Genomic DNA, 18485 nt, shown 5'->3' with positions numbered 1-18485 from the left:
GGAAATAAGTTTGGATTTCACGGCTGCTATCATAACCTGTAAGCGGCGTCATTTTCCACGCGTGCGCCCCGCCCTATAATGATGGCAAGAACAACCGCCAGAAATCGACCAGACACCATGACCACACCAGAGCAAGACGCGCCCGCCGGCGCACTGACCCACTTCGACGCCACCGGCCAAGCCCATATGGTCGACGTGGGAAACAAGGGGGACACGCGCCGCAGCGCCGTGGCGGCCGGCACCATCCGCATGCAGCCAGCCACCCTGACCATCATTGTCAAAGGCAACGCCAAGAAGGGCGACGTGCTGGGCATCGCCCGCATCGCCGCCATCATGGGCGCCAAGCGCACCAGCGACCTGATTCCGCTATGCCACCCTTTGGCGATCACGCGCGTGACGGTCGACTTCGAAATTGACGAAGCCGCCAGCAGCGTCCACTGCCGCGCCCAGGTCGACACGACAGGAAAAACCGGTGTGGAAATGGAAGCCCTCACATCAGTACAGATCGGTTTGCTGACCATCTACGACATGTGCAAGGCGGTCGACCGCGGCATGGTGATGACCAATGTAAGGGTGCTGGAAAAGCATGGCGGCAAGTCAGGCGACTGGACGGCCGCTTTGTAAACGCAGCTCATTGAGCAGCCACGCACCACACCCCAGGCACAGCGCGATGACCGCCACCGACAGCGGCAAATGAAACTGTTCCCGCCCCGCCAGCGCAAAGCCGGCGTGGATCAAAAAGGTAGCCACTCCCAGCGCGCCACAGATGCCGGCGTACAGGCGCGCACGCGGCAAGGCCAGCAGCACCTGCCGGTAGCCGGCCAGCACCACGGCGATGGCCGCCAGGTTGAATGCCAGGAAGCCCTGCACGCCGCCCGGCAAATAAAACATTTCCCATTCACGCCAGTAGGCGGCGTCGATCTGATGCAGGATCAGGCATAACATGGTCCAGAAATAGCTGCGCGCCATGATGTCTTTCATGATAAACAAGATGACGCGATTGTAAAACATGAGTGCCAGGTCGCCGGCGTTTTTTGACAGCTATGCTTTTTCCGCAAGCTTCATGCATACTGCGATCACATCATCATGAGGAAAGCGCGCGCATGACAGACAAGGAGACCGCGATGGAAGCCAAGCTCGAACAATTCGAATTCGATGCGATGAACCTGCAGGTCGGTGGCCGCATCCAGTTCATCACGCATCGCGGCATCAAGCCGGTGCGGCATTTTTCCACCTTGATCGGCTATCTGCGCGATGAATACCTGATCGTCAAGACACCGCAGGAAAACGGCAAGGCCATCGTGCTCGACGAGGGTGACAAGCTGACCATCCGCGTGTTTTCGGGTGTCAGCGTGTGTTCGTTTGCCTGCAGCGTGCTGCGCGTGTTTGGCCGGCCGCTGCATTACCTGCATCTGAGCTTTCCGGACATCATCAACGGCACCAGCTTGCGCGGGGCGATGCGGGTCAAGGTGGAACTGCTGGCGCAACTGATGTGCCGCGACCAGCCCGAAGTGCCCGTATGTATCGTCAATCTCAGTGTGTCCGGTGCGCTGATCGAGTCGCCCGGCATGCTGACACCCGACGACAGCGGCGTGACCCTGGTATTTACCCTGCTGGCGCCGCCGTACCAGCAGCCGCTGCGCATCGCAACGCGGGCCCGCATCCAGAATGTCAGCATGGGCAAATCCACCTCCGCCATCGTCGGCGGGCAAGACGATGTCTACACCTATGGCCTGCAATTCATCGACCTGGAATCGGCCCACTATACCTTGCTGCAAAACCTGATTTACGAAGCGCTCATTACCGACCGGCAGAAGATCGTCTGAGTCCGTTCACCTTACAGCGACGCCGCCGCCTGCGGTATATTGCTGCGCAAAATTGCTTCCCTGGCCGCCGTATTGGTGATGCTGGTCGAGTTGAACCAGGTCAGGCTGCTGCTGCCGGTACGCAATGCCATGGTGATCGTCTGGCCGCCAAGCCCCGTACCGAGGTCATTGGCCAGCGTTAGCGTGATATCGCCATTGAGAACGGCGGCGCTGGCCACTTCGCGCGTCGCGCTGAAGGCCGGAATCGCGCTGGGCGCCGCTTCGCTGGAGGTGCTGCAGGCACCGGCCTCGCCACCATTTTCCTGCACGCACAAGGCCACCGCCGTCTTCAGCGGCGCGGCCGCCGCCAGCACATTGCTGACCTTGGCCCGCATCGTGTAGTCGCTGTATTGCGGAATCGCCACGGCTGCCAGGATGCCGGCAATCGCCACCACGATCATCAGTTCTATCAGGGTAAATCCGGACTGCGCGCGCATGGTGTTCTCCTGTGTTCACATGTTCATCAGGGAGAAAGTGCAAGCGCCATGCCAGCGCCGCGCACGGGCAAGGCCAGGGATCAAGGCAAGAAAAGCGACGCGGCGCGTCCATTTGCGACCGCCGCCGTCGCCGCGCGACCAGAATGGCCGTGGCCACCAGACAATAAAAAAAGGAGCCGAAGCTCCTTTTTTGTACTGTTTCAACCAGGCTGTATTACAGCATGGCTTTCAGCAGACGCGCCATTTCCGACGGGTTCTTGGTGACGGTGATGCCGCACGCTTCCATGATTTCCAGCTTGGCTTGTGCCGTGTCGGCGCCGCCCGAGATCAGCGCGCCGGCGTGGCCCATGCGCTTGCCTGGAGGGGCGGTGACGCCAGCGATAAAGCCGACCACCGGTTTTTTCATGTTGTCCTTGATCCAATAAGCGGCATTGGCTTCGTCAGGACCGCCGATTTCGCCGATCATGATGACCGCGTCGGTATCCGGATCATCATTGAACATCTTCATGATGTCGATGTGCTTCAGGCCGTTGATCGGGTCGCCGCCGATGCCGACTGCCGACGATTGGCCCAGGCCCAGTGCGGTCAGTTGACCGACTGCTTCATAGGTCAGGGTACCCGAACGCGAGACCACGCCGATACGGCCCTTTTTATGGATGTGACCTGGCATGATGCCGATCTTGATTTCGTCTGGCGTGATCAGGCCTGGGCAGTTAGGGCCCAGCAGCAGCGTTTTGCTGCCCGACTTGGCCATGCGGTCTTTCAAGGCCATCATGTCACGGACAGGAATGCCTTCGGTGATGCAAATGGCCAGATCCATTTCAGCTTCGACAGCTTCCCAGATCGCGGCGGCCGCGCCTGCTGGCGGCACGTAGATCACGGAAACGTTGGCGCCGGTTTCTTTTTTCGCTTCGGTCACGTTGGCGAAAATAGGAATGCCTTCGAAATCTTCGCCGGCTTTCTTCGGGTTCACGCCTGCCACGAAGGCAGCTTTGCCGTTCGCGTAGTCGCGGCAACCGCGGGTGTGGAACTGGCCGGTCTTGCCGGTGATCCCTTGGGTAACGACTTTGGTATCTTTATTGATCAGAATGGACATGTTGATTCCTTAATTAAGCTTGACCGGCAGCAGCGGCAACGACGCTCTTGGCTGCATCTTCCATGGTGTCGGCTGCGATGATAGGCAGACCGGAATCGGCCAGCATCTTTTTGCCCAGATCTTCGTTGGTGCCCTTCATGCGCACCACCAGCGGTACGTTCAGCGAGACGGCTTTCACCGCGGCAATGACGCCTTCGGCGATCACGTCGCAACGCATGATGCCGCCGAAAATGTTCACCAGGATGGCTTTCAGGCCTGGGTTTTTCAGCATGATCTTGAACGCTTCGGTCACTTTTTCCGCCGTGGCGCCGCCGCCGACGTCCAGGAAGTTGGCTGGCTCGCCGCCGAACAGTTTGATGGTGTCCATGGTGGCCATGGCCAGGCCGGCGCCGTTCACCAGGCAGCCGATGTTGCCGTCGAGCGAGATGTAGGCCAGGTCGAATTTCGACGCTTCGATTTCAGCTGGATCTTCTTCGTCCAGGTCGCGCAGGGCGATGATTTCCGGATGACGGAACAGGGCGTTCGGGTCGAAGTTGAACTTGGCGTCCAGGGCGATGACCTTGCCGCTGCCGGTGACGATCAGCGGGTTGATCTCGGCCAGCGAGCAGTCGGTTTCCCAGTAGGCTTTGTACAGGCCTTGCAGGTTGACGCGGGCGTCGGCGATCGAACCGGCAGGCACGCCGATTTTGGTGGCGATGTCGTCTGCCTGGGCATCGGTCAGGCCAACGCTTGGCTCGATGGTGACGTGATGGATCTTCTCAGGGTGGCTCTCGGCCACTTCTTCGATGTCCATGCCGCCTTCGGACGATGCCATCAGGACGATTTTCTGGGTCACGCGGTCGGTGACCAGCGAAACGTACAGTTCCTGTTTGATGTCGGCGCCTTCTTCCACCAGCAGGCGGTTGACTTTCTGGCCTTCGGCGCTGGTCTGGTGCGTGATCAGCTGCATGCCCATGATCTGGTCGGCGTATTCCTTGACCTGTTCGATCGATTTCGCCACTTTCACGCCGCCGCCCTTGCCGCGGCCACCTGCGTGGATCTGTGCCTTGACGACCCATACCGGGCCGCCCAGGGTTTCCGCAGCCTTGACTGCCTCGTCGACGGACATGCACGGAATACCGCGTGGTACCGTCACTCCGAATTGCCGGAGGATTTCTTTGGCTTGATACTCATGGATTTTCATGCTGGCTTCCCTTCTGATACTGATTTGTAAAAATACGGTTAGTGGTGCAAAAAAAACAGGAAAAACAGCGCCGGGATCACGCTTTGGCTACCCAGCGCGGGTAATACTGTGCAACCGCCCCGCCATCGGTGCGCAGGGCATGGCATTTGTCGAGTTGAAACGGCTTTTCATGCGGCAAATCAGCATTCGCACCGTCACGGGTCGACCAGACATCACCGGCAAATGCCTGAACCGCCGCAGTCGGCAAGACTTGCGCCAGTTCGGTCAAATGGGTACAGCCGGCGATTCCCGCCAGGCGCTCTTTCAAGTCGCGGCGGAAATTCTTCAATAGATTCAGACCGATCAGCGCCTGGTAAGCGGGGCCGATGGTATCGCAAAAGCCGGGATAGGGAACGGAATCGGAGGCGGCTTCGGCCTCGACGATGGTCAGTTCGCGATCGACGGTAATGCGCAAATGGAGGTCATGCAGGGGGGCGCCGGCGGGACGGGGGCCGGAGGCCAGGGTCGCGTCGAACGATTTGATGTCGGTGATGCGCGCGTCGATATCCCACAGGCCGTCGTCGCGCAGATACGCTTGGACGTCGATAACGCGGGAGTGCCGTAAGGCGCGCCGGGATACGGGAGTTGACAGGGGCATGGACCGATGCCGCTTGCGCGGCCTAATTTAGTAAGCAGCCATGTGCATAAAGCACGCCGTTCGCAGCTTCTACGAACAGCAACCGCACCTGCGGCGCCGCAAAAACCCTAAAAGTGTAGCACATTGCGCGCCGGTTGCGCCGCAACATAATTTTTCAGTGCTTAGTTAAAAACATTTCAAATTATAAATGGAAAACAGCGATTTTCATAAAGTCATTCAATTTGTGAATGATGGCTATCATAAAAATCACTGTCATCGCCGCGACGCGCCTGGCTGGCGCGATAGTGTCAGTCAGCCACGCCCAGTGCCTGCAGGATCGGCAGCACGTTGACGAGGAAGCTTTCCGCATGCACGGCCAGTTCGGCCAGGTTTTCCTCGTCGGTCGTCAGCACCGTGCCATTGCGCACCACGGTTTGCTGCAGTGCGCGGAAAGCCTGCCAGGCAAATGCCGCCCAGGCGTCGCTGCCCTGATGACCTTCCAGCCTGGCCAGCAGGAACAACTGTTGCAAATGCAACACACCGATCCCCCCGCCGGTCACCGGACTGGCCAGCGCGGCCAGGTCGGTACGCCCCAGCGCCTTTTCCAGCAAGTGCCGGTTCAGCCTGGCCGTGGCCGGCCGCGCCAGCGCGATCGCGGCGTCATCCTGCACCGTTGAAATGCAGGCTTTATGCGCCAGCACCAGCACCATCTGCAGCAAATTGCCCAGTTCGGCCACGCTGGCAGGCAAACGCTGTTGCAGTTCACCGATGGTATGGATCTGGTAATCGGCCAGCAGTTCCAGCAGCGGACCATAGATGGCCTGCTCCATGTCGGCCTCGCCCAGGGCGCCCACCACCCTCATGGTGATGTGCTCGATCGGCGCCACCAGCAGGATGCGCACGGCGCGCAGTGCGGTGCTCTGTTCATGGGCGGTCAGCCTGCGGCTGCCCTTGATCCAGTAATCCTGGCGGAACTGGCGGTTGACCAGGAAATCGGCGGTGTTCTCGCGGAAAGTGGCATCCGGAATCTGCGCCAGGAAGGCCAGGTGTTCGGGCGACAGATTGAGGGGCGCAACATGATCGGGATAGGCGGCCGAGCCGGCAAACTCGAGCTTGACGGCAGCGAGCACCGGCTTGATGGCCGAAAACGACACCGGCTGCCAGTAGTGATTGAAATATTCGTGCGACAGGTAATTGCGATCCTGCTCGCCGATCTGCTGCAGGCGCACGGCGATGGTGGGGTTGGCCTGCAGGTAGCGCGGCTTGGTCTCCATCATGCGGTTGACGAAGGACAGGGCGCTGCCCACGCGCGTCAGGGAATCCTGCCCCGGCGCGCTCATGACGCGGCTGTGCTGCTCCATCAGGTCGCGGATCGGTGCCATTGCCGCCCAGCCCGCCTGCGTGTTGTAGCTGATGTACAGCACGCCGCCCGGCTTGAGCTTGCGCGCCAGGAAATCGGCGATATGCGCCTGGTTTTCCGGCGAGATCCAGCTCCAGATGCCGTGCAGGGCGATGAAATCGAAGTCGGGCAGGTCGCTGCGGGTGCAAAAGTCCTGAAACGATTGTTCCGACAGCACGGCGCCATTGCCCGAGACCTCGGCCAGTTCCTGCGCAAAAGCGGTCTGGGCCGGATTGAAATCGGTGCCATACCAGCGCACGCCAGACGCCGCGGCATGGATATTGACGGTCATGCCCTGGCCAAACCCCAGTTCACATGCGGTGCTGACCTTGGGCGGCTGTACGCCCCAGCTCAGCAGCAGCAACTGCGTGCGCAGCGGGTTCAATTCCGTGTAATAGCCGTAGGTGTATGCGGTTTCGGCCGTGTAGCCGGCATGCCAGTTGCTCATCAGGTGTCCTGTATCCCATGGTAGAAAGTGCCGGCGCGCACCATGCGCCACCGTCTGTGGGCAGAATAACTGATCCTTGCCTGCAAGTTAACAATTATTGATCATCATCGGGATCGAGTCCCTTGATTGCCACCTGCACGGCGCGCTGCGAAAAGCCGCGCTGCATCAGGAAACGCATCTGCTTGTTGCGCTGCTCGGCGTCTTGCGCCACTTCGCCGAACTTGCGGCGCCACACCTCGCAGGCGCGTTCGGTTTCGCCTTCGGCCAGGCCGGCCTTGAGCTCCTGCAGCGCTTCGCCCTGGATGCCATGGCTTTGCAGTTCGGCCATGATGCGGCTGTTGCCGAAGCGCGCCGAGCGGCGGTGGATCAGCGACTCGGAAAAACGCTCCTGCGACAGCCAGTTGGCCTGCTCCAGGCTGTCGAGCAAGGCTTCCACATCGTCGCCTTCCTCGGCATGGCGCTGCAGCTTGCGGCGCAATTCCATGCGGCTGTGTTCGCGCATCGACAGAAAGCGCAAGGCCCTGCCCTTCAGGCTTAATTGCACTCTGGCCATATCCCCACCTTGTTTCTGATTCAACTGTGACTGCGATCCAAACACAATCGCCGCCCGGCGCAACAGCGCGGGACGGCGATCATGATCCTACCTTGCGGCAAGCCGCTTTGCTAAGCCACTTTATTCGGCAGCTTTGGCTTCCGCAGCCTTGGCGGCCTTGTCGGCGGCTTTATCGGCTTTTTCAGGCTTTTCAGCGGCCAGCGGCGGCAGTTCGCGCACGCCCAGCGAGGCGCGTACCTTGTTTTCGATTTCACGCGCCAGTGCCGGGCGCTCTTGCAGGAAGGCGCGGGCGTTGTCCTTGCCCTGGCCGATGCGTTCGCCGTTGTAGCTGTACCAGGAACCGGATTTCTCGACGATCTTCGCGTCCGAACCGAGATCGAGGATCTCGCCTTCGCGCGAGGTGCCTGCGCCGTACAGGATGTCGAAGTGCGCTTCCTTGAACGGTGGCGCGATCTTGTTCTTGACGACCTTGACCTTGGTTTCGTTGCCGATCACTTCGTCGCCCGACTTGATCGAGCCGGTGCGGCGGATATCCAGGCGCACGGAAGCGTAGAATTTCAGCGCATTGCCGCCGGTGGTGGTTTCCGGACTGCCGAACATCACGCCGATCTTCATGCGGATCTGGTTGATGAAGATGACCAGGGTATTGGTGCGGTTGATCGAGCCGGTCAGCTTGCGCAGCGCCTGCGACATCAGACGCGCCTGCAGGCCTGGCAACGAGTCGCCCATGTCGCCTTCGATCTCGGCGCGTGGCGTCAGCGCCGCCACCGAGTCGATCACCACCAGGTCGACGCTGCCCGAACGCACGAGGGCGTCGCAAATTTCCAGCGCCTGCTCGCCCGTGTCCGGTTGCGAGATCAGCAGTTCGTGCAGGTTCACGCCCAGCTTTTGGGCGTAGCCGACGTCCAGTGCGTGCTCGGCGTCGATAAAGGCGCAGGTGCCGCCCAGTTTTTGCATTTCGGCGATGGTTTGCAGGGTCAGCGTGGTTTTACCCGACGACTCGGGACCGTAGATTTCCACCACGCGGCCGCGCGGCAAGCCGCCCACGCCCAGCGCGATATCGAGGCCGAGCGAACCGGTCGACACGACTTGCACTTCTTCGATCGGTGCGCTGGCATCCATGCGCATGACCGAACCTTTGCCAAACTGCTTCTCGATCTGTGCCAGCGCGGCGGCCAGCGCCTTGGCTTTTTCCGATGCGGGTACTACAGCTCTTTTATCGTCCATTTTGTTCTTTCAGCCCGAACTGGCGCGTGGGGTAGGTTAAATTCATCACAGACACTACTGTATAAAAAAACAGTGCTTAATGCAAGCGGAACGTGCATTTGATTTGAAACAGATCATTACAAGGCGGGTTTTTCATAAATATTCGCCACCTTGCGCAAAATGAAACACAATACACACTTCTGATGTCGCAAGCTTAGGAATCTGCCATGCGTATTTTACTTGCCGAAGATGACAGCGTGCTGGCCGACGGGCTGACCCGTTCGCTGCGCCAGTCCGGCTATGCCATCGACTGCGTCAAGAATGGCCAGGAAGCCGATACGGCCCTGTCCACCCAGGAATTCGATCTGCTGATCCTCGACCTGGGCTTGCCGAAATTGAGCGGCCTGGAAGTGCTGCGCCGCCTGCGCGCGCGCGCCTCGCTGCTGCCGGTGCTGATCCTGACGGCCGCCGATTCCATCGAGCAAAGAGTCAACGGCCTCGATCTCGGTGCCGATGATTATATGGCCAAGCCCTTCGCCTTGTCCGAACTGGAGGCAAGAGTGCGCGCCCTGACCCGCCGCGGCGCCGGCGGCGGCGCCACCGTGATCAGGCACGGCCCGCTCAGCTATGACCAGGTCGGGCGCAGCGCCTATATCAACGAGCAGATGATCGACCTGTCGGCGCGCGAACTGGGCTTGCTGGAAATTTTGCTGGGCCGCACCGGCCGCCTGGTCTCGAAGGAACAGCTGGTCGACCACCTGTGCGAATGGGGTGAGGAAGTGTCGAACAACGCCATCGAAGTGTATGTGCACCGGCTGCGCAAGAAGATCGAGGTGGGCGGCGTGCGCATCGCCACCGTGCGCGGCCTGGGTTACTGCCTGGAAAAATACACGGAAGCGCGCGTGCCGCTGGACGGCGGCGACGCCAGCAAGTGAAGCCAGGTGGAGCGCCAGCCGACGAGCTGGACGAAGACGACTGGTACGAGCCGCCCACCAGCGAGCAGGATGAAACCATCCAGCATTCGCTGTTCGGCGAGATCCTCGACTGGATGCTGGCGCCGCTGCTGCTGCTGTGGCCGATGAGCATCGCCATCACCTACCTGGTGGCCAAGGGCATCGCCAACCAGCCCTTCGACCATGCGCTGGAAGACAATGTCACCATGCTGGTGCAGCAGTTCAAGCTGGCCGACGGCACCCAAGCGGCAGGCCAGCTGCCCGGCCGCGCCGGCGGCAATGCGCGCGAGGCGCTGCGCGGCGACGATGTCGACGCCGTGTATTACCTGATGCTCGACCAGCAGGGCCGCTACCTGGCCGGCGACCGCGACCTGCCGCCGCCGCAGGATGCCGAGCGCTACCGTAGCGGCACGGTGCTGTTCCGCAATGACGCCGTGCACGGCACGCCGGTGCGCGTGGCCTTTTCGTATATCGACACGCCCGACGGCGGCGACGATGGCGAGCGCGCGCTGGTGCAGGTGGCCGAGACCCTGGAAAAACGGGCCCAGCTGGCCAATGAAATCATCAAGGGCGTGATTTTGCCGCAATTCATCATCTTGCCCGTCATCCTGGCACTGGTCTGGTTTGCGCTGTCGCGCGGCCTATCGCCGCTGGCGCAGTTGCAGGAACGCATACGGGCCCGCCCGCCCGACGACCTGTCTCCGATCGATTCGGGCCAGGTGCCCGAGGAAATCACGCCGCTGGTCGGCTCGCTCAACGACATGCTGTCGCGGCTGTCGCTGTCGATCGAGATGCAGAAGCGCTTTATCGCCGACGCCGCCCACCAGATGAAGACGCCGCTGGCCGGCATGCGCATGCAGTCCGAACTGGCCCTGCGCCAGACCGACCACGACGAGATCCACCGCTCTTTGCTGCAACTGGCGAAAAGCTCGGAAGCGGCCACGCGCCTGGTGAACCAGCTGCTGGCCCTGGCGCGCGCCGAAAACCAGCCGCAGGCGGGCACGGCCTTCGAGGCGCTGGAACTGAGCGAGCTGGCGCGCACCGTCGTGCAGGACTGGGTGCAAGCCTCGTTTGCCCAGCAGATCGACCTGGGCTTCGAACAGGCGGCAGAACCGGTGATGATTTCCGGCAATCCGATGATGTTGCGCGAACTGCTGGGCAACCTGATCGACAACGCGCTGCGCTATACGCCGGCCGGGGGCAGCGTGACGGTGCGCGTGCGCAGCACACCGGAGCAAGCCATCCTGGAAGTGGAGGACACCGGCCCCGGCATTCCCCAGGCCGAACGCAGCCATGTGTTCGAACGCTTTTACCGCATTCTTGGCAGCAATGTCGACGGTAGCGGCCTGGGCCTGGCCATCGTGCGCGAAATTGCCCAACAGCACGGTGCCGAGGTCGACATCTTTCACAATCCGCGCGCGCACACGCCAAAGTTGCCGGGCACCCTGCTGCGCCTGTCGATCGCCCTGCTGCCGCCGGAAACCCCGCCCGAGGACGACATCACGTATGGATAAGCTCAAGCCAGCGCCCAGCCCCGCTCTGCTGGCGCGCCGCGCCGCGCACTGGCAAGCCACGCAGCGCCTGACGGCGGTGCTGCTGCTGGTGTGGCTGCTGACGGGATTTTTGACCGTGTTTTACGCGCGCGAACTGCTGCATTTGCAGCTGTTCGGCTGGCCGCTGCCGTTTTACATGGCGGCCCAGGGCGCCTCGCTGGTGTATCTGGCCATCATCGGCTGCTATGCCTGGCGCATGCGCCGGCTCGACCAGCGGTGCCAGGCGGAAGAGTCGCCATGAGCGCGCCACGCAGTTTCTTCAGGCGCCTGTCGCGCTATTACCTGCTGTTTTCGGCCGGCTTTGCCGCTTTCCTGCTGGCCCTGACGGTGCTGGAACAGGAAGGCATGTCGCGCGTGTGGATCGGCTATCTGTTCATGTTCGCCACCATCACCCTGTACGCCACCATCGGCGTCATCAGCCGCACCTCGAACGTCACCGAATACTATGTGGCGGGGCGGCGCGTGCCGGCCCTGTTCAACGGCATGGCCACCGCCGCCGACTGGATCTCGGCGGCCAGCTTCATCAGCCTGGCCGGCGGGCTGTACCTGAACGGTTTCGACGGCCTGGCTTTCATCATGGGCTGGACCGGCGGCTATTGCCTGGTGTCGCTGCTGATCGCCCCGTATCTGCGCAAATTCGGCCAGTACACGATTCCCGATTTCCTGGCGGCGCGCTATGCGGGCGGGCCGGGCGGGCGTGGCGCGCCGGTGCGCGTGCTGGCCGTGGCCGCCACCATCGTGGTCTCGTTCACCTATGTGGTGGCGCAGATTTACGCGGTCGGCCTGATCGCCTCGCGCTTTACGGGCGTCGATTTTTCGGTCGGCATTTTCCTCGGCCTGGCCAGCATCCTGGTCTGTTCTTTTCTTGGCGGCATGCGCGCCATTACCTGGACCCAGGTGGCGCAGTACATCATCATCGTCGTGGCCTTCCTGATTCCCGCCATGTGGCTGTCCGTAAAACATGCCGACAATCCGGTGCCGCAGATCGCCTACGGCAAGGTGCTGACGCAGCTGAGCGCGCGCGAGCACGTGCTGGACCAGGACCCGAAAGAGCGGGAGGTGCGCGACATCTACGCCCAGCGCGCGCGCAACTACCAGGCTGACCTCGACGGCTTGCCGGCCTCGTGGGAGGCGGGCCGGCTGGCGGCCCAGCGCCAGCTCGATATCCTGCGCAAGCGCAATGCCTCGCTGTTCGACATCCGCAGCGCCGAGCGCGCCCTGATCGCCTATCCGAAAAGCCCGGAAGAGGCGCGCGGCGTGTGGCAGTCGGCGCTGGCCCTGAATTTGAAGCGGGCCGAGCCGATCACGCCGCATGCGCAGCCGTTTCCCGCCCCCGACCGCGCGCAATCCGATATCAAACGCAACAATTTCCTGGCCCTGGTGTTCTGCATGATGCTGGGCACGGCCGCGCTGCCGCATATCCTGATGCGCTCGTACACCACGCCGTCCGTGCATGAAACCCGGGTCTCGGTGTTCTGGACCCTGTTCTTCATCCTGCTGATTTATCTCACCATTCCGGCGCTGGCGGTGCTGGTCAAATACGATATCTATTCGGCCCTGGTCGGCACCCAATATGCGCACTTGCCGACGTGGGTCTCGTACTGGGCCAATGTCGACAAGCTCAGCCCCTTGATCAGCATCGTCGACGTCAACCGCGACGGCGTGGTGCAACTGGCGGAAATTGCCATCGATGCCGACGTGCTGGTGCTGGCCACGCCCGAGATCGCCGGCCTGCCGTATGTGATCTCGGGCCTGGTGGCGGCCGGCGGCCTGGCCGCCGCCCTGTCGACGGCGGACGGCTTGCTGCTGGCCATTTCCAACGGCCTGTCGCACGACATCTATTACAAGGTGGTCGACCCGACCGCCTCGACCCAGAAGCGCGTGACGATCTCGAAACTGCTGCTGCTGGCCGTCGCCTTTATCGCCGCCTATGCGGCCTCGCAAAAGCCGGCCGATATTTTATCGCTGGTCGGCATCGCCTTTTCGCTGGCGGCCTCGACCCTGTTCCCGGCGCTGGTATTGGGCGTGTTCTGGAAACGCGCCAACCACCACGGCGCCGTGGCCGGCATGCTGGCCGGCTTTGGCGTCTGCCTGTACTACATGCTGCAGACCAGCCCGATGCTGGGCGGCGGGCCGGCCGGCCAGTGGTTCCATATCGCGCCGATCGCCGCCGGCATTTTCGGCATGCCGGCCGGCATGCTGACCGCCGTGCTGGTCAGCCTGCTGACGCCGGCGCCGGGCCGGCGCAGCACCGGGCTGGTCGACCATATCCGCGCGCCGGAATAACCCCCTTGGCCGGGCTGGTCAAATGCACACCGAAATGTTATCCTGAGAGAAATAATATCAAAATAAATACCATATTTGGCATTCTCGACAGGAGTATTCATGCAGTCCAGCCTGGCCCGTTTCACCGCAGCACTCAGCACCCTGGCACTCGGTCCCCTTTTCATGCTCTCCTGCGCCAGCCTGCCGGCCCATGCCGGCACCGCCGCCAGGACCGCCAGCAACGCCCCCATTCCGATCGGCGATTTTTTCAACAACAGCACCTTCAGCGGCGCCGTGATGTCGCCCGACGGGCGCCACCTGGCCGTGCTGGTCAGCGCCAAGGGCGGACGGGTGCAGCTGTACACGGTGGAACTGGCCGGCATGAAAGTGAGCGGCCTGACCTCGTTCGAGGACGCCGATATCGCCCAGATCGCCTGGGTCAACGACCAGCGCATCGTCTACAGCGTGGCCGACCACAATATCGCCGAGGGAGACGTGCGCCACGGTCCCGGCCTGTATGCGATCAATCTCGATGGCAGCAACTACCGCCAGCTGGCCAGCAATACGTCCACCAACCGGACCGCCACCGGCTCGCATATCGGCCGCGCCTTGCGCGACGCCGTCAGCAAGACCAACCGCGATGTCGAGTGGGTGGTCTACCAGGAAGAGGGACATGGCTGGGCGTTGCCGAAAAACAATATCGACTTCTGGACGCGCGCCGAGAAGCTCTTGCAACGCTGCATAGGTAGACAAGCCGCGCAATGACGCATGCGATGTCAAGGTCCATCATGCGCGCGGCCCTGCTGGCGGCGCTGGCCCTGTGCGCCATCCGTCCTGCCGCCGCACAGGCGCCAGCCCCGCCCACGGTGCACGTCACTGCCCTGATGACGGTCGAACAGTTTTTCGAACCAGCCTCGCTGAGTGGCGCCACGCTGTCTCCCGACGGGCGCCAGCTGGCCATGCGCGTCACGCCGGCCGAAGGCCATGAACGCCTGGCGGTGCTGGACCTGGCCAGCATGCGCAGCACCACAGTGGCGGCCTTCCGTGACGCCGATATTGGCGACTTCCTGTGGGTCAATGACACGCGCCTGGCGTTTCGGCTGACCGACCGCGCGCTGGGAGGCGCACCGACGCGGTATGGCTCCGGCCTGTACGCGGTCGACAGCGATGGCGGCGCCCTGCGCCAGCTGGCCACCCGCATGCAGGCGCCGCAACGACTGGCGGCAGGCAGGGGCGGCGAATCGCAGATCCTCGACCTCAAGCCCATGCAAGGTGAAACGCACGCAAAAGCAGGCCGTGCACTGCTACCCTACAACACCGTGCTGATGGACAGCATCGGCGACCAGCGCGGCAACGGCATGTTTGCGCTGCAGGTCGGGCGCGGCGAATTCGGCGCCGTGCACACGGCCTCGCTGTGGCGGGTCGACAGCGTCAGTGGCAGCTACGCGCTGGTCGACGCGCCCGCGCATGTGCGCTACTGGCTGTACGACCACGGCGGCCAGGCGCGCATCGCCACCGCGCAGCAAGGCGGCCAGAACCTGGTGTACTGGCGCATGCCCGGCACGGAACAGTGGCAATTGCTGGCGCAATTCGATCCGCGCAGCGACGATCCCGATGTCTTCGAGCCGGCCTTTCTGGCGCCGGACGGCAGCCTGTATGTCACCGCCAGGAACGGCGGCGACAAGGCGGCGCTGTACCGCTATGACCTGCACACCCGGCAGCGCGACGCGCAGCCGCTCGTCTCCTCACCCGACCATGATATCGACGCCAGCATGCTGCGCAGCGATACCGCCCTGCTGGGAATACGCTACACCACCGACACCGAGGTGACTCTGTGGCTGGACGCGGACATGCAAGCCGTGCAGCGCCACGTGGACGCCCTGCTGCCGGCCACCACCAATACCGTGAGCGTGGGCACGCGCAGCAGCACCCCGTTCGTGCTGGTGGCCAGCTGGTCCGATACGCAACCGGCCATCTACCGCATCTTTCACCGCGACACCGGCCAGCTGACGCCATTGGCCAGGTCGCGCCCGGCCGTCAATGCCGAGCGCATGGCCGGCAGGCAGTTGCGCCATTACCGCGCCCGCGACGCCCTGCGCATTCCCGCCTGGCTGACCCTGCCCCGCACCGGGCCGCGCAGTGCGCTGCCATTGATCCTGTTCGTGCATGACGGCCCGTGGCAGCGCAGCACGCCAGGCTGGCAGGGCGCCAGCCAGTTCCTCGCCTCGCGCGGCTACGCCGTGCTGGAACCCGATTACCGCGGCAGCACGGGCCTGGGCGCCGCGCACTTCCGGGCCGGCTGGCAACAATGGGGCCTGGCCATGCAGGACGACCTGGCCGACGGCGTGCGCTGGGCTGTCGCCGAGGGCATAGCCGACCCGCAACGGGTGTGCATCATCGGCGCCGGCTACGGCGGCTATGCGGCGCTGATGGGGCTGGCGAAAGATGGCGACCTGTACCGCTGTGGCGTGGCCTGGTCCGCGGCCACCGACCTGGCCGCCATCGCCGATGGCCGCTGGCGCGTCGGCGCCACGCTCTACGAAGGCTACGACCGCTATCCGGCCGCCAGCCAGATTGGCGACGCGCGCCGTGACGCCGCCCGCCTGCGCGCCACCTCGCCACGCTACCTGGCGCAGCACATCACCCAGCCGCTGCTGCTGGCGCATGGCTATCGCGACCATGTGGTGCCATTGTCCGACGCCTACGCGCTGTACCAGGCGATCCGGCAAGGCAACCCGGACGCGCAATGGCTGCGCCATGACGACGAAGGCCAGGATTGGCGCCTGACGAAAAACCGCATCGACTTCTGGCAGCGCGTGGAACAGTTCCTGGCGCGCCACAATGCCCCCGCCCACCCCTGACCTTGTCCCCGATGAATCTATCCCGTTTTTTATTCTCCGCCATGGCGGCCGTTTTTTTCGCCGCCACGCACGCCGGCGCGCACTCCGCGCCGCCGATTGCCGATTTCTTTGCCAACCCCGAATTCAGCGACGTGCAGCTGTCGCCCGACGCGCGCCACCTGGCCGTGCTGGTGCTGGGACCGAACGGGCGCGAGCGCCTGGCCGTGGTCAACCTGGCCAATAACAGCATCAAGGTGGTGGCGCAGTTTGACGACGTCGACGTGGGCGATGTGGAATGGGTCAATCCCGAGCGCCTGGTATTGTCCACGCGCGACTACCAGACGGCGCCCGGCGAGCGGCGCTACGCCCCCGGCCTGTACGCCGTCAACCGCGACGGCAGCGATTTTCGCCAACTGGCCGAGCGCAGCTTCGCGCCCAACCTCTCGACCTCGGTCTACAAGCCCCTGCCCTGGCATACCTGGCTGACGGGCCAGCGCGGCGCGCAAGATTCCAGCGTCATCTATGTGACCAGCACCGTCTACACGGCCACGCGCGAAGTCGACTACACGGCCCTGCTGCGGCTCGACACCGTCACCGGCCGCAGCACGGCCGTGGCGCCGCCCGGCAAGGTACGCCGCTGGCTGCTGGACCAGACTGGCGAGCCGCGCATCGCCGTCACCAAAGTGCGCAATATCGAGACCATCCTGTACCGCGAGCCAGCCAGCGGCGCCTGGCGCCAGCTGGCGCAATTCGATGCCTACCTGAAGGGTAAAGAGGCGTTTACGCCGCTCGCCTTCGGTCCCGACGGCACCCTGTATGTGAGCGCCCGCATCGGTGGCGACACGCTGAATCTGTACCCCTACAACCTGGCCGCCAACCGCATCGACGCCACGCCCGTGATGGCGCTCGATGGCTACGATTTCAGCGGCAGCCTGCTGGTCGGCAAGGACAAGCTGCTGGGCCTGCGCTACCTGGCCGAGCGGCGCGCCACGCGCTGGTTCGACCCGGCAATGGCCGCCACCCAGGCCGGCATCGACGCCGCGCTGCCGCAGACCGTCAACCTGATCTCGGTCGCGCCCAGGGCGGCGACGCCCTTCATGGTGGTGGCCTCGTATGCCGACGTGCAGCCGGTCAGCTTTTCCCTGCTCAACAGCGAAACCGGGCAGCTGACCGCCATCGGCGCCTCCCTGCCACGCATCAAGGCGGCGCAGATGAGCCAGCAAAAGCTGGTGCATTACCCGGCGCGCGACGGCTTGATGATCCCGGCCTGGCTGACGGTGCCCGTCAACAGCGATGGCAAGAACCTGCCGCTGGTGGTGCTGGTGCACGGCGGCCCGTATGTGCGCGGCACGTCCTGGCAGTGGGACAGCGAAGTGCAGTTCCTGGCCTCGCGCGGCTACGCCGTGCTGGAACCCGAATACCGCGGCAGCACCGGCTTTGGCAGCAAGCATTTCCATGCCGGCTGGAAGCAATGGGGCCTGAAAATGCAGGATGATATCGCCGACGGCGCGCGCTGGGCCATCAAACAGGGCGTGGCCGATGGCCAGCGCATCTGCATCGCCGGCGGCAGCTATGGCGGCTATGCCACCCTGATGGGCCTGGTCAACGATCCTGATTTGTACCGCTGCGGCATCGACCTGGTGGGCGTGACCGATATCGGCCTGCTGTATACCGGTCACTGGAGTTTCGCCTCCGACATGAGCGACGACTGGAAACAGTACGGCATGCCCGAACTGATCGGCGACCCGGTCAAGGACGCGGCCCAGTTCAAGGCCACCTCGCCGATCGCCCAGGCCGCGCGCATCACCCAGCCGCTGCTGCTGGCCTATGGCGCGCTCGACAAGCGCGTGCCGCTGTACCACGGCAAGCAGTTCCACGCAGCCGTCAAGCAACATAACCCGCAGGTGGAATGGGTGGTGTACGAGGAAGAAGGGCACGGCTGGTCGCTGCCGAAGAACCGCATCGATTTCTGGACCCGGGCCGAACGATTCCTCGACCGGCATATCGGAAAACAGGGCGCGGCGGCCAAAAAGGAGTAGGCTGGAGGACCGTGTTACTTGCCAGGAGATCC

Annotated in this window: 17 protein-coding genes; 9 read left to right on the top strand and 8 right to left on the bottom strand. The window is 63.2% G+C overall.

Annotated elements, in window-relative coordinates; genetic code table 11:
* Positions 1–117: 117 nt before the first annotated feature.
* Positions 118–624 carry a cyclic pyranopterin monophosphate synthase MoaC gene (gene moaC / locus Q8L25_RS07220; protein WP_308924210.1) on the top strand — a complete coding sequence of 169 codons (507 nt, stop codon included), beginning with the start codon at positions 118–120 and terminating at the stop codon, positions 622–624.
* Here moaC and Q8L25_RS07215 read toward each other — a convergent pair.
* Positions 598–1011, bottom strand: coding sequence for a DUF6713 family protein (locus Q8L25_RS07215; RefSeq protein ID WP_308924209.1), 414 nt, complete (start codon positions 1009–1011; stop codon positions 598–600). The genes moaC and Q8L25_RS07215 overlap by 27 nt on opposite strands.
* Positions 1012–1103: 92 nt before the next feature.
* Between Q8L25_RS07215 and Q8L25_RS07210 the strand changes: the two genes are divergently transcribed.
* Positions 1104–1826, top strand: a complete 723-nt coding sequence (locus Q8L25_RS07210) for a flagellar brake protein (protein ID WP_308924208.1) — start codon at positions 1104–1106, stop codon at positions 1824–1826.
* Between the two features lie 11 nt (positions 1827–1837).
* On the opposite strand, the gene Q8L25_RS07205 is transcribed toward Q8L25_RS07210, so the two are convergent.
* The 7 genes from Q8L25_RS07205 to recA form a co-directional block, all read right to left on the bottom strand.
* Positions 1838–2302 carry a pilin gene (locus Q8L25_RS07205; RefSeq protein ID WP_308924207.1) on the bottom strand — a complete coding sequence of 155 codons (465 nt, stop codon included), beginning with the start codon at positions 2300–2302 and terminating at the stop codon, positions 1838–1840.
* Positions 2303–2516: 214 nt separating this feature from the next.
* Complete coding sequence (gene sucD, locus Q8L25_RS07200; RefSeq protein WP_308924206.1) at positions 2517–3398, bottom strand: succinate--CoA ligase subunit alpha; 882 nt, start codon at positions 3396–3398, stop codon at positions 2517–2519.
* A 13-nt stretch (positions 3399–3411) separates the two neighbouring features.
* Positions 3412–4581: an ADP-forming succinate--CoA ligase subunit beta gene (gene sucC, locus Q8L25_RS07195; protein WP_308924205.1), complete on the bottom strand. Its 1170-nt coding sequence runs from the start codon at positions 4579–4581 to the stop codon at positions 3412–3414.
* A gap of 76 nt (positions 4582–4657) precedes the next feature.
* Entirely contained in the window at positions 4658–5218 is a 561-nt protein-coding gene (locus Q8L25_RS07190) for a DUF2889 domain-containing protein (protein ID WP_308924204.1), read from the bottom strand.
* Positions 5219–5505: 287 nt separating this feature from the next.
* The gene (locus Q8L25_RS07185; protein WP_308924203.1) at positions 5506–7044 is read right to left on the bottom strand and encodes a class I SAM-dependent methyltransferase; all 1539 of its coding nucleotides are present in this window, start codon (positions 7042–7044) and stop codon (positions 5506–5508) included.
* A gap of 94 nt (positions 7045–7138) precedes the next feature.
* Entirely contained in the window at positions 7139–7597 is a 459-nt protein-coding gene (recX, locus tag Q8L25_RS07180) for a recombination regulator RecX (RefSeq protein ID WP_308924202.1), read from the bottom strand.
* 120 nt (positions 7598–7717) lie between these two features.
* Complete coding sequence (gene recA, locus Q8L25_RS07175) at positions 7718–8824, bottom strand: recombinase RecA (RefSeq protein ID WP_308924201.1); 1107 nt, start codon at positions 8822–8824, stop codon at positions 7718–7720.
* 206 nt (positions 8825–9030) lie between these two features.
* Between recA and Q8L25_RS07170 the strand changes: the two genes are divergently transcribed.
* From Q8L25_RS07170 to Q8L25_RS07140, 7 genes are all read left to right on the top strand, one after another.
* Complete coding sequence (locus tag Q8L25_RS07170) at positions 9031–9738, top strand: response regulator transcription factor (protein ID WP_308924200.1); 708 nt, start codon at positions 9031–9033, stop codon at positions 9736–9738.
* Positions 9735–11270: a sensor histidine kinase N-terminal domain-containing protein gene (locus Q8L25_RS07165; RefSeq protein ID WP_374694241.1), complete on the top strand. Its 1536-nt coding sequence runs from the start codon at positions 9735–9737 to the stop codon at positions 11268–11270. Before Q8L25_RS07170 ends, Q8L25_RS07165 begins: the two co-directional genes overlap by 4 nt.
* Positions 11263–11550, top strand: coding sequence for a DUF4212 domain-containing protein (locus Q8L25_RS07160; protein ID WP_308924199.1), 288 nt, complete (start codon positions 11263–11265; stop codon positions 11548–11550). The genes Q8L25_RS07165 and Q8L25_RS07160 overlap by 8 nt, the downstream gene beginning before the upstream one ends.
* Positions 11547–13595 carry a sodium:solute symporter family protein gene (locus Q8L25_RS07155; RefSeq protein WP_308924198.1) on the top strand — a complete coding sequence of 683 codons (2049 nt, stop codon included), beginning with the start codon at positions 11547–11549 and terminating at the stop codon, positions 13593–13595. Before Q8L25_RS07160 ends, Q8L25_RS07155 begins: the two co-directional genes overlap by 4 nt.
* A gap of 99 nt (positions 13596–13694) precedes the next feature.
* Complete coding sequence (locus tag Q8L25_RS07150; protein WP_308924197.1) at positions 13695–14339, top strand: hypothetical protein; 645 nt, start codon at positions 13695–13697, stop codon at positions 14337–14339.
* Positions 14340–14347: 8 nt separating this feature from the next.
* The gene (locus Q8L25_RS07145; protein ID WP_308924196.1) at positions 14348–16435 is read left to right on the top strand and encodes a prolyl oligopeptidase family serine peptidase; all 2088 of its coding nucleotides are present in this window, start codon (positions 14348–14350) and stop codon (positions 16433–16435) included.
* A gap of 41 nt (positions 16436–16476) precedes the next feature.
* The gene (locus tag Q8L25_RS07140) at positions 16477–18453 is read left to right on the top strand and encodes an alpha/beta fold hydrolase (protein WP_308924195.1); all 1977 of its coding nucleotides are present in this window, start codon (positions 16477–16479) and stop codon (positions 18451–18453) included.
* The last annotated feature ends 32 nt before the right edge of the window (positions 18454–18485 follow it).

The organism is Janthinobacterium sp. J1-1, from assembly GCF_030944405.1.
Taxonomy (GTDB): Bacteria; Pseudomonadota; Gammaproteobacteria; order Burkholderiales; family Burkholderiaceae_D; genus Janthinobacterium.
This window is presented reverse-complemented; position numbering and strand designations above follow the sequence as displayed.

Bases quoted from the DNA above. Each gene is read 5' to 3' on its own strand.
- Q8L25_RS07140 (WP_308924195.1), top strand. From the start codon at position 16,477: ATGGCGGCCGTTTTTTTCGCCGCCACGCACGCCGGCGCGCACTCCGCG.
- recA (WP_308924201.1), bottom strand. From the start codon at position 8,824: ATGGACGATAAAAGAGCTGTAGTACCCGCATCGGAAAAAGCCAAGGCG.
- Q8L25_RS07190 (WP_308924204.1), bottom strand. From the start codon at position 5,218: ATGCCCCTGTCAACTCCCGTATCCCGGCGCGCCTTACGGCACTCCCGC.
- Q8L25_RS07185 (WP_308924203.1), bottom strand. From the start codon at position 7,044: ATGAGCAACTGGCATGCCGGCTACACGGCCGAAACCGCATACACCTAC.
- Q8L25_RS07145 (WP_308924196.1), top strand. From the start codon at position 14,348: ATGTCAAGGTCCATCATGCGCGCGGCCCTGCTGGCGGCGCTGGCCCTG.
- Q8L25_RS07160 (WP_308924199.1), top strand. From the start codon at position 11,263: ATGGATAAGCTCAAGCCAGCGCCCAGCCCCGCTCTGCTGGCGCGCCGC.
- sucD (WP_308924206.1), bottom strand. From the start codon at position 3,398: ATGTCCATTCTGATCAATAAAGATACCAAAGTCGTTACCCAAGGGATC.
- Q8L25_RS07155 (WP_308924198.1), top strand. From the start codon at position 11,547: ATGAGCGCGCCACGCAGTTTCTTCAGGCGCCTGTCGCGCTATTACCTG.
- Q8L25_RS07210 (WP_308924208.1), top strand. From the start codon at position 1,104: ATGACAGACAAGGAGACCGCGATGGAAGCCAAGCTCGAACAATTCGAA.
- Q8L25_RS07150 (WP_308924197.1), top strand. From the start codon at position 13,695: ATGCAGTCCAGCCTGGCCCGTTTCACCGCAGCACTCAGCACCCTGGCA.
- sucC (WP_308924205.1), bottom strand. From the start codon at position 4,581: ATGAAAATCCATGAGTATCAAGCCAAAGAAATCCTCCGGCAATTCGGA.
- Q8L25_RS07170 (WP_308924200.1), top strand. From the start codon at position 9,031: ATGCGTATTTTACTTGCCGAAGATGACAGCGTGCTGGCCGACGGGCTG.
- Q8L25_RS07215 (WP_308924209.1), bottom strand. From the start codon at position 1,011: ATGTTTTACAATCGCGTCATCTTGTTTATCATGAAAGACATCATGGCG.
- Q8L25_RS07205 (WP_308924207.1), bottom strand. From the start codon at position 2,302: ATGCGCGCGCAGTCCGGATTTACCCTGATAGAACTGATGATCGTGGTG.
- moaC (WP_308924210.1), top strand. From the start codon at position 118: ATGACCACACCAGAGCAAGACGCGCCCGCCGGCGCACTGACCCACTTC.
- recX (WP_308924202.1), bottom strand. From the start codon at position 7,597: ATGGCCAGAGTGCAATTAAGCCTGAAGGGCAGGGCCTTGCGCTTTCTG.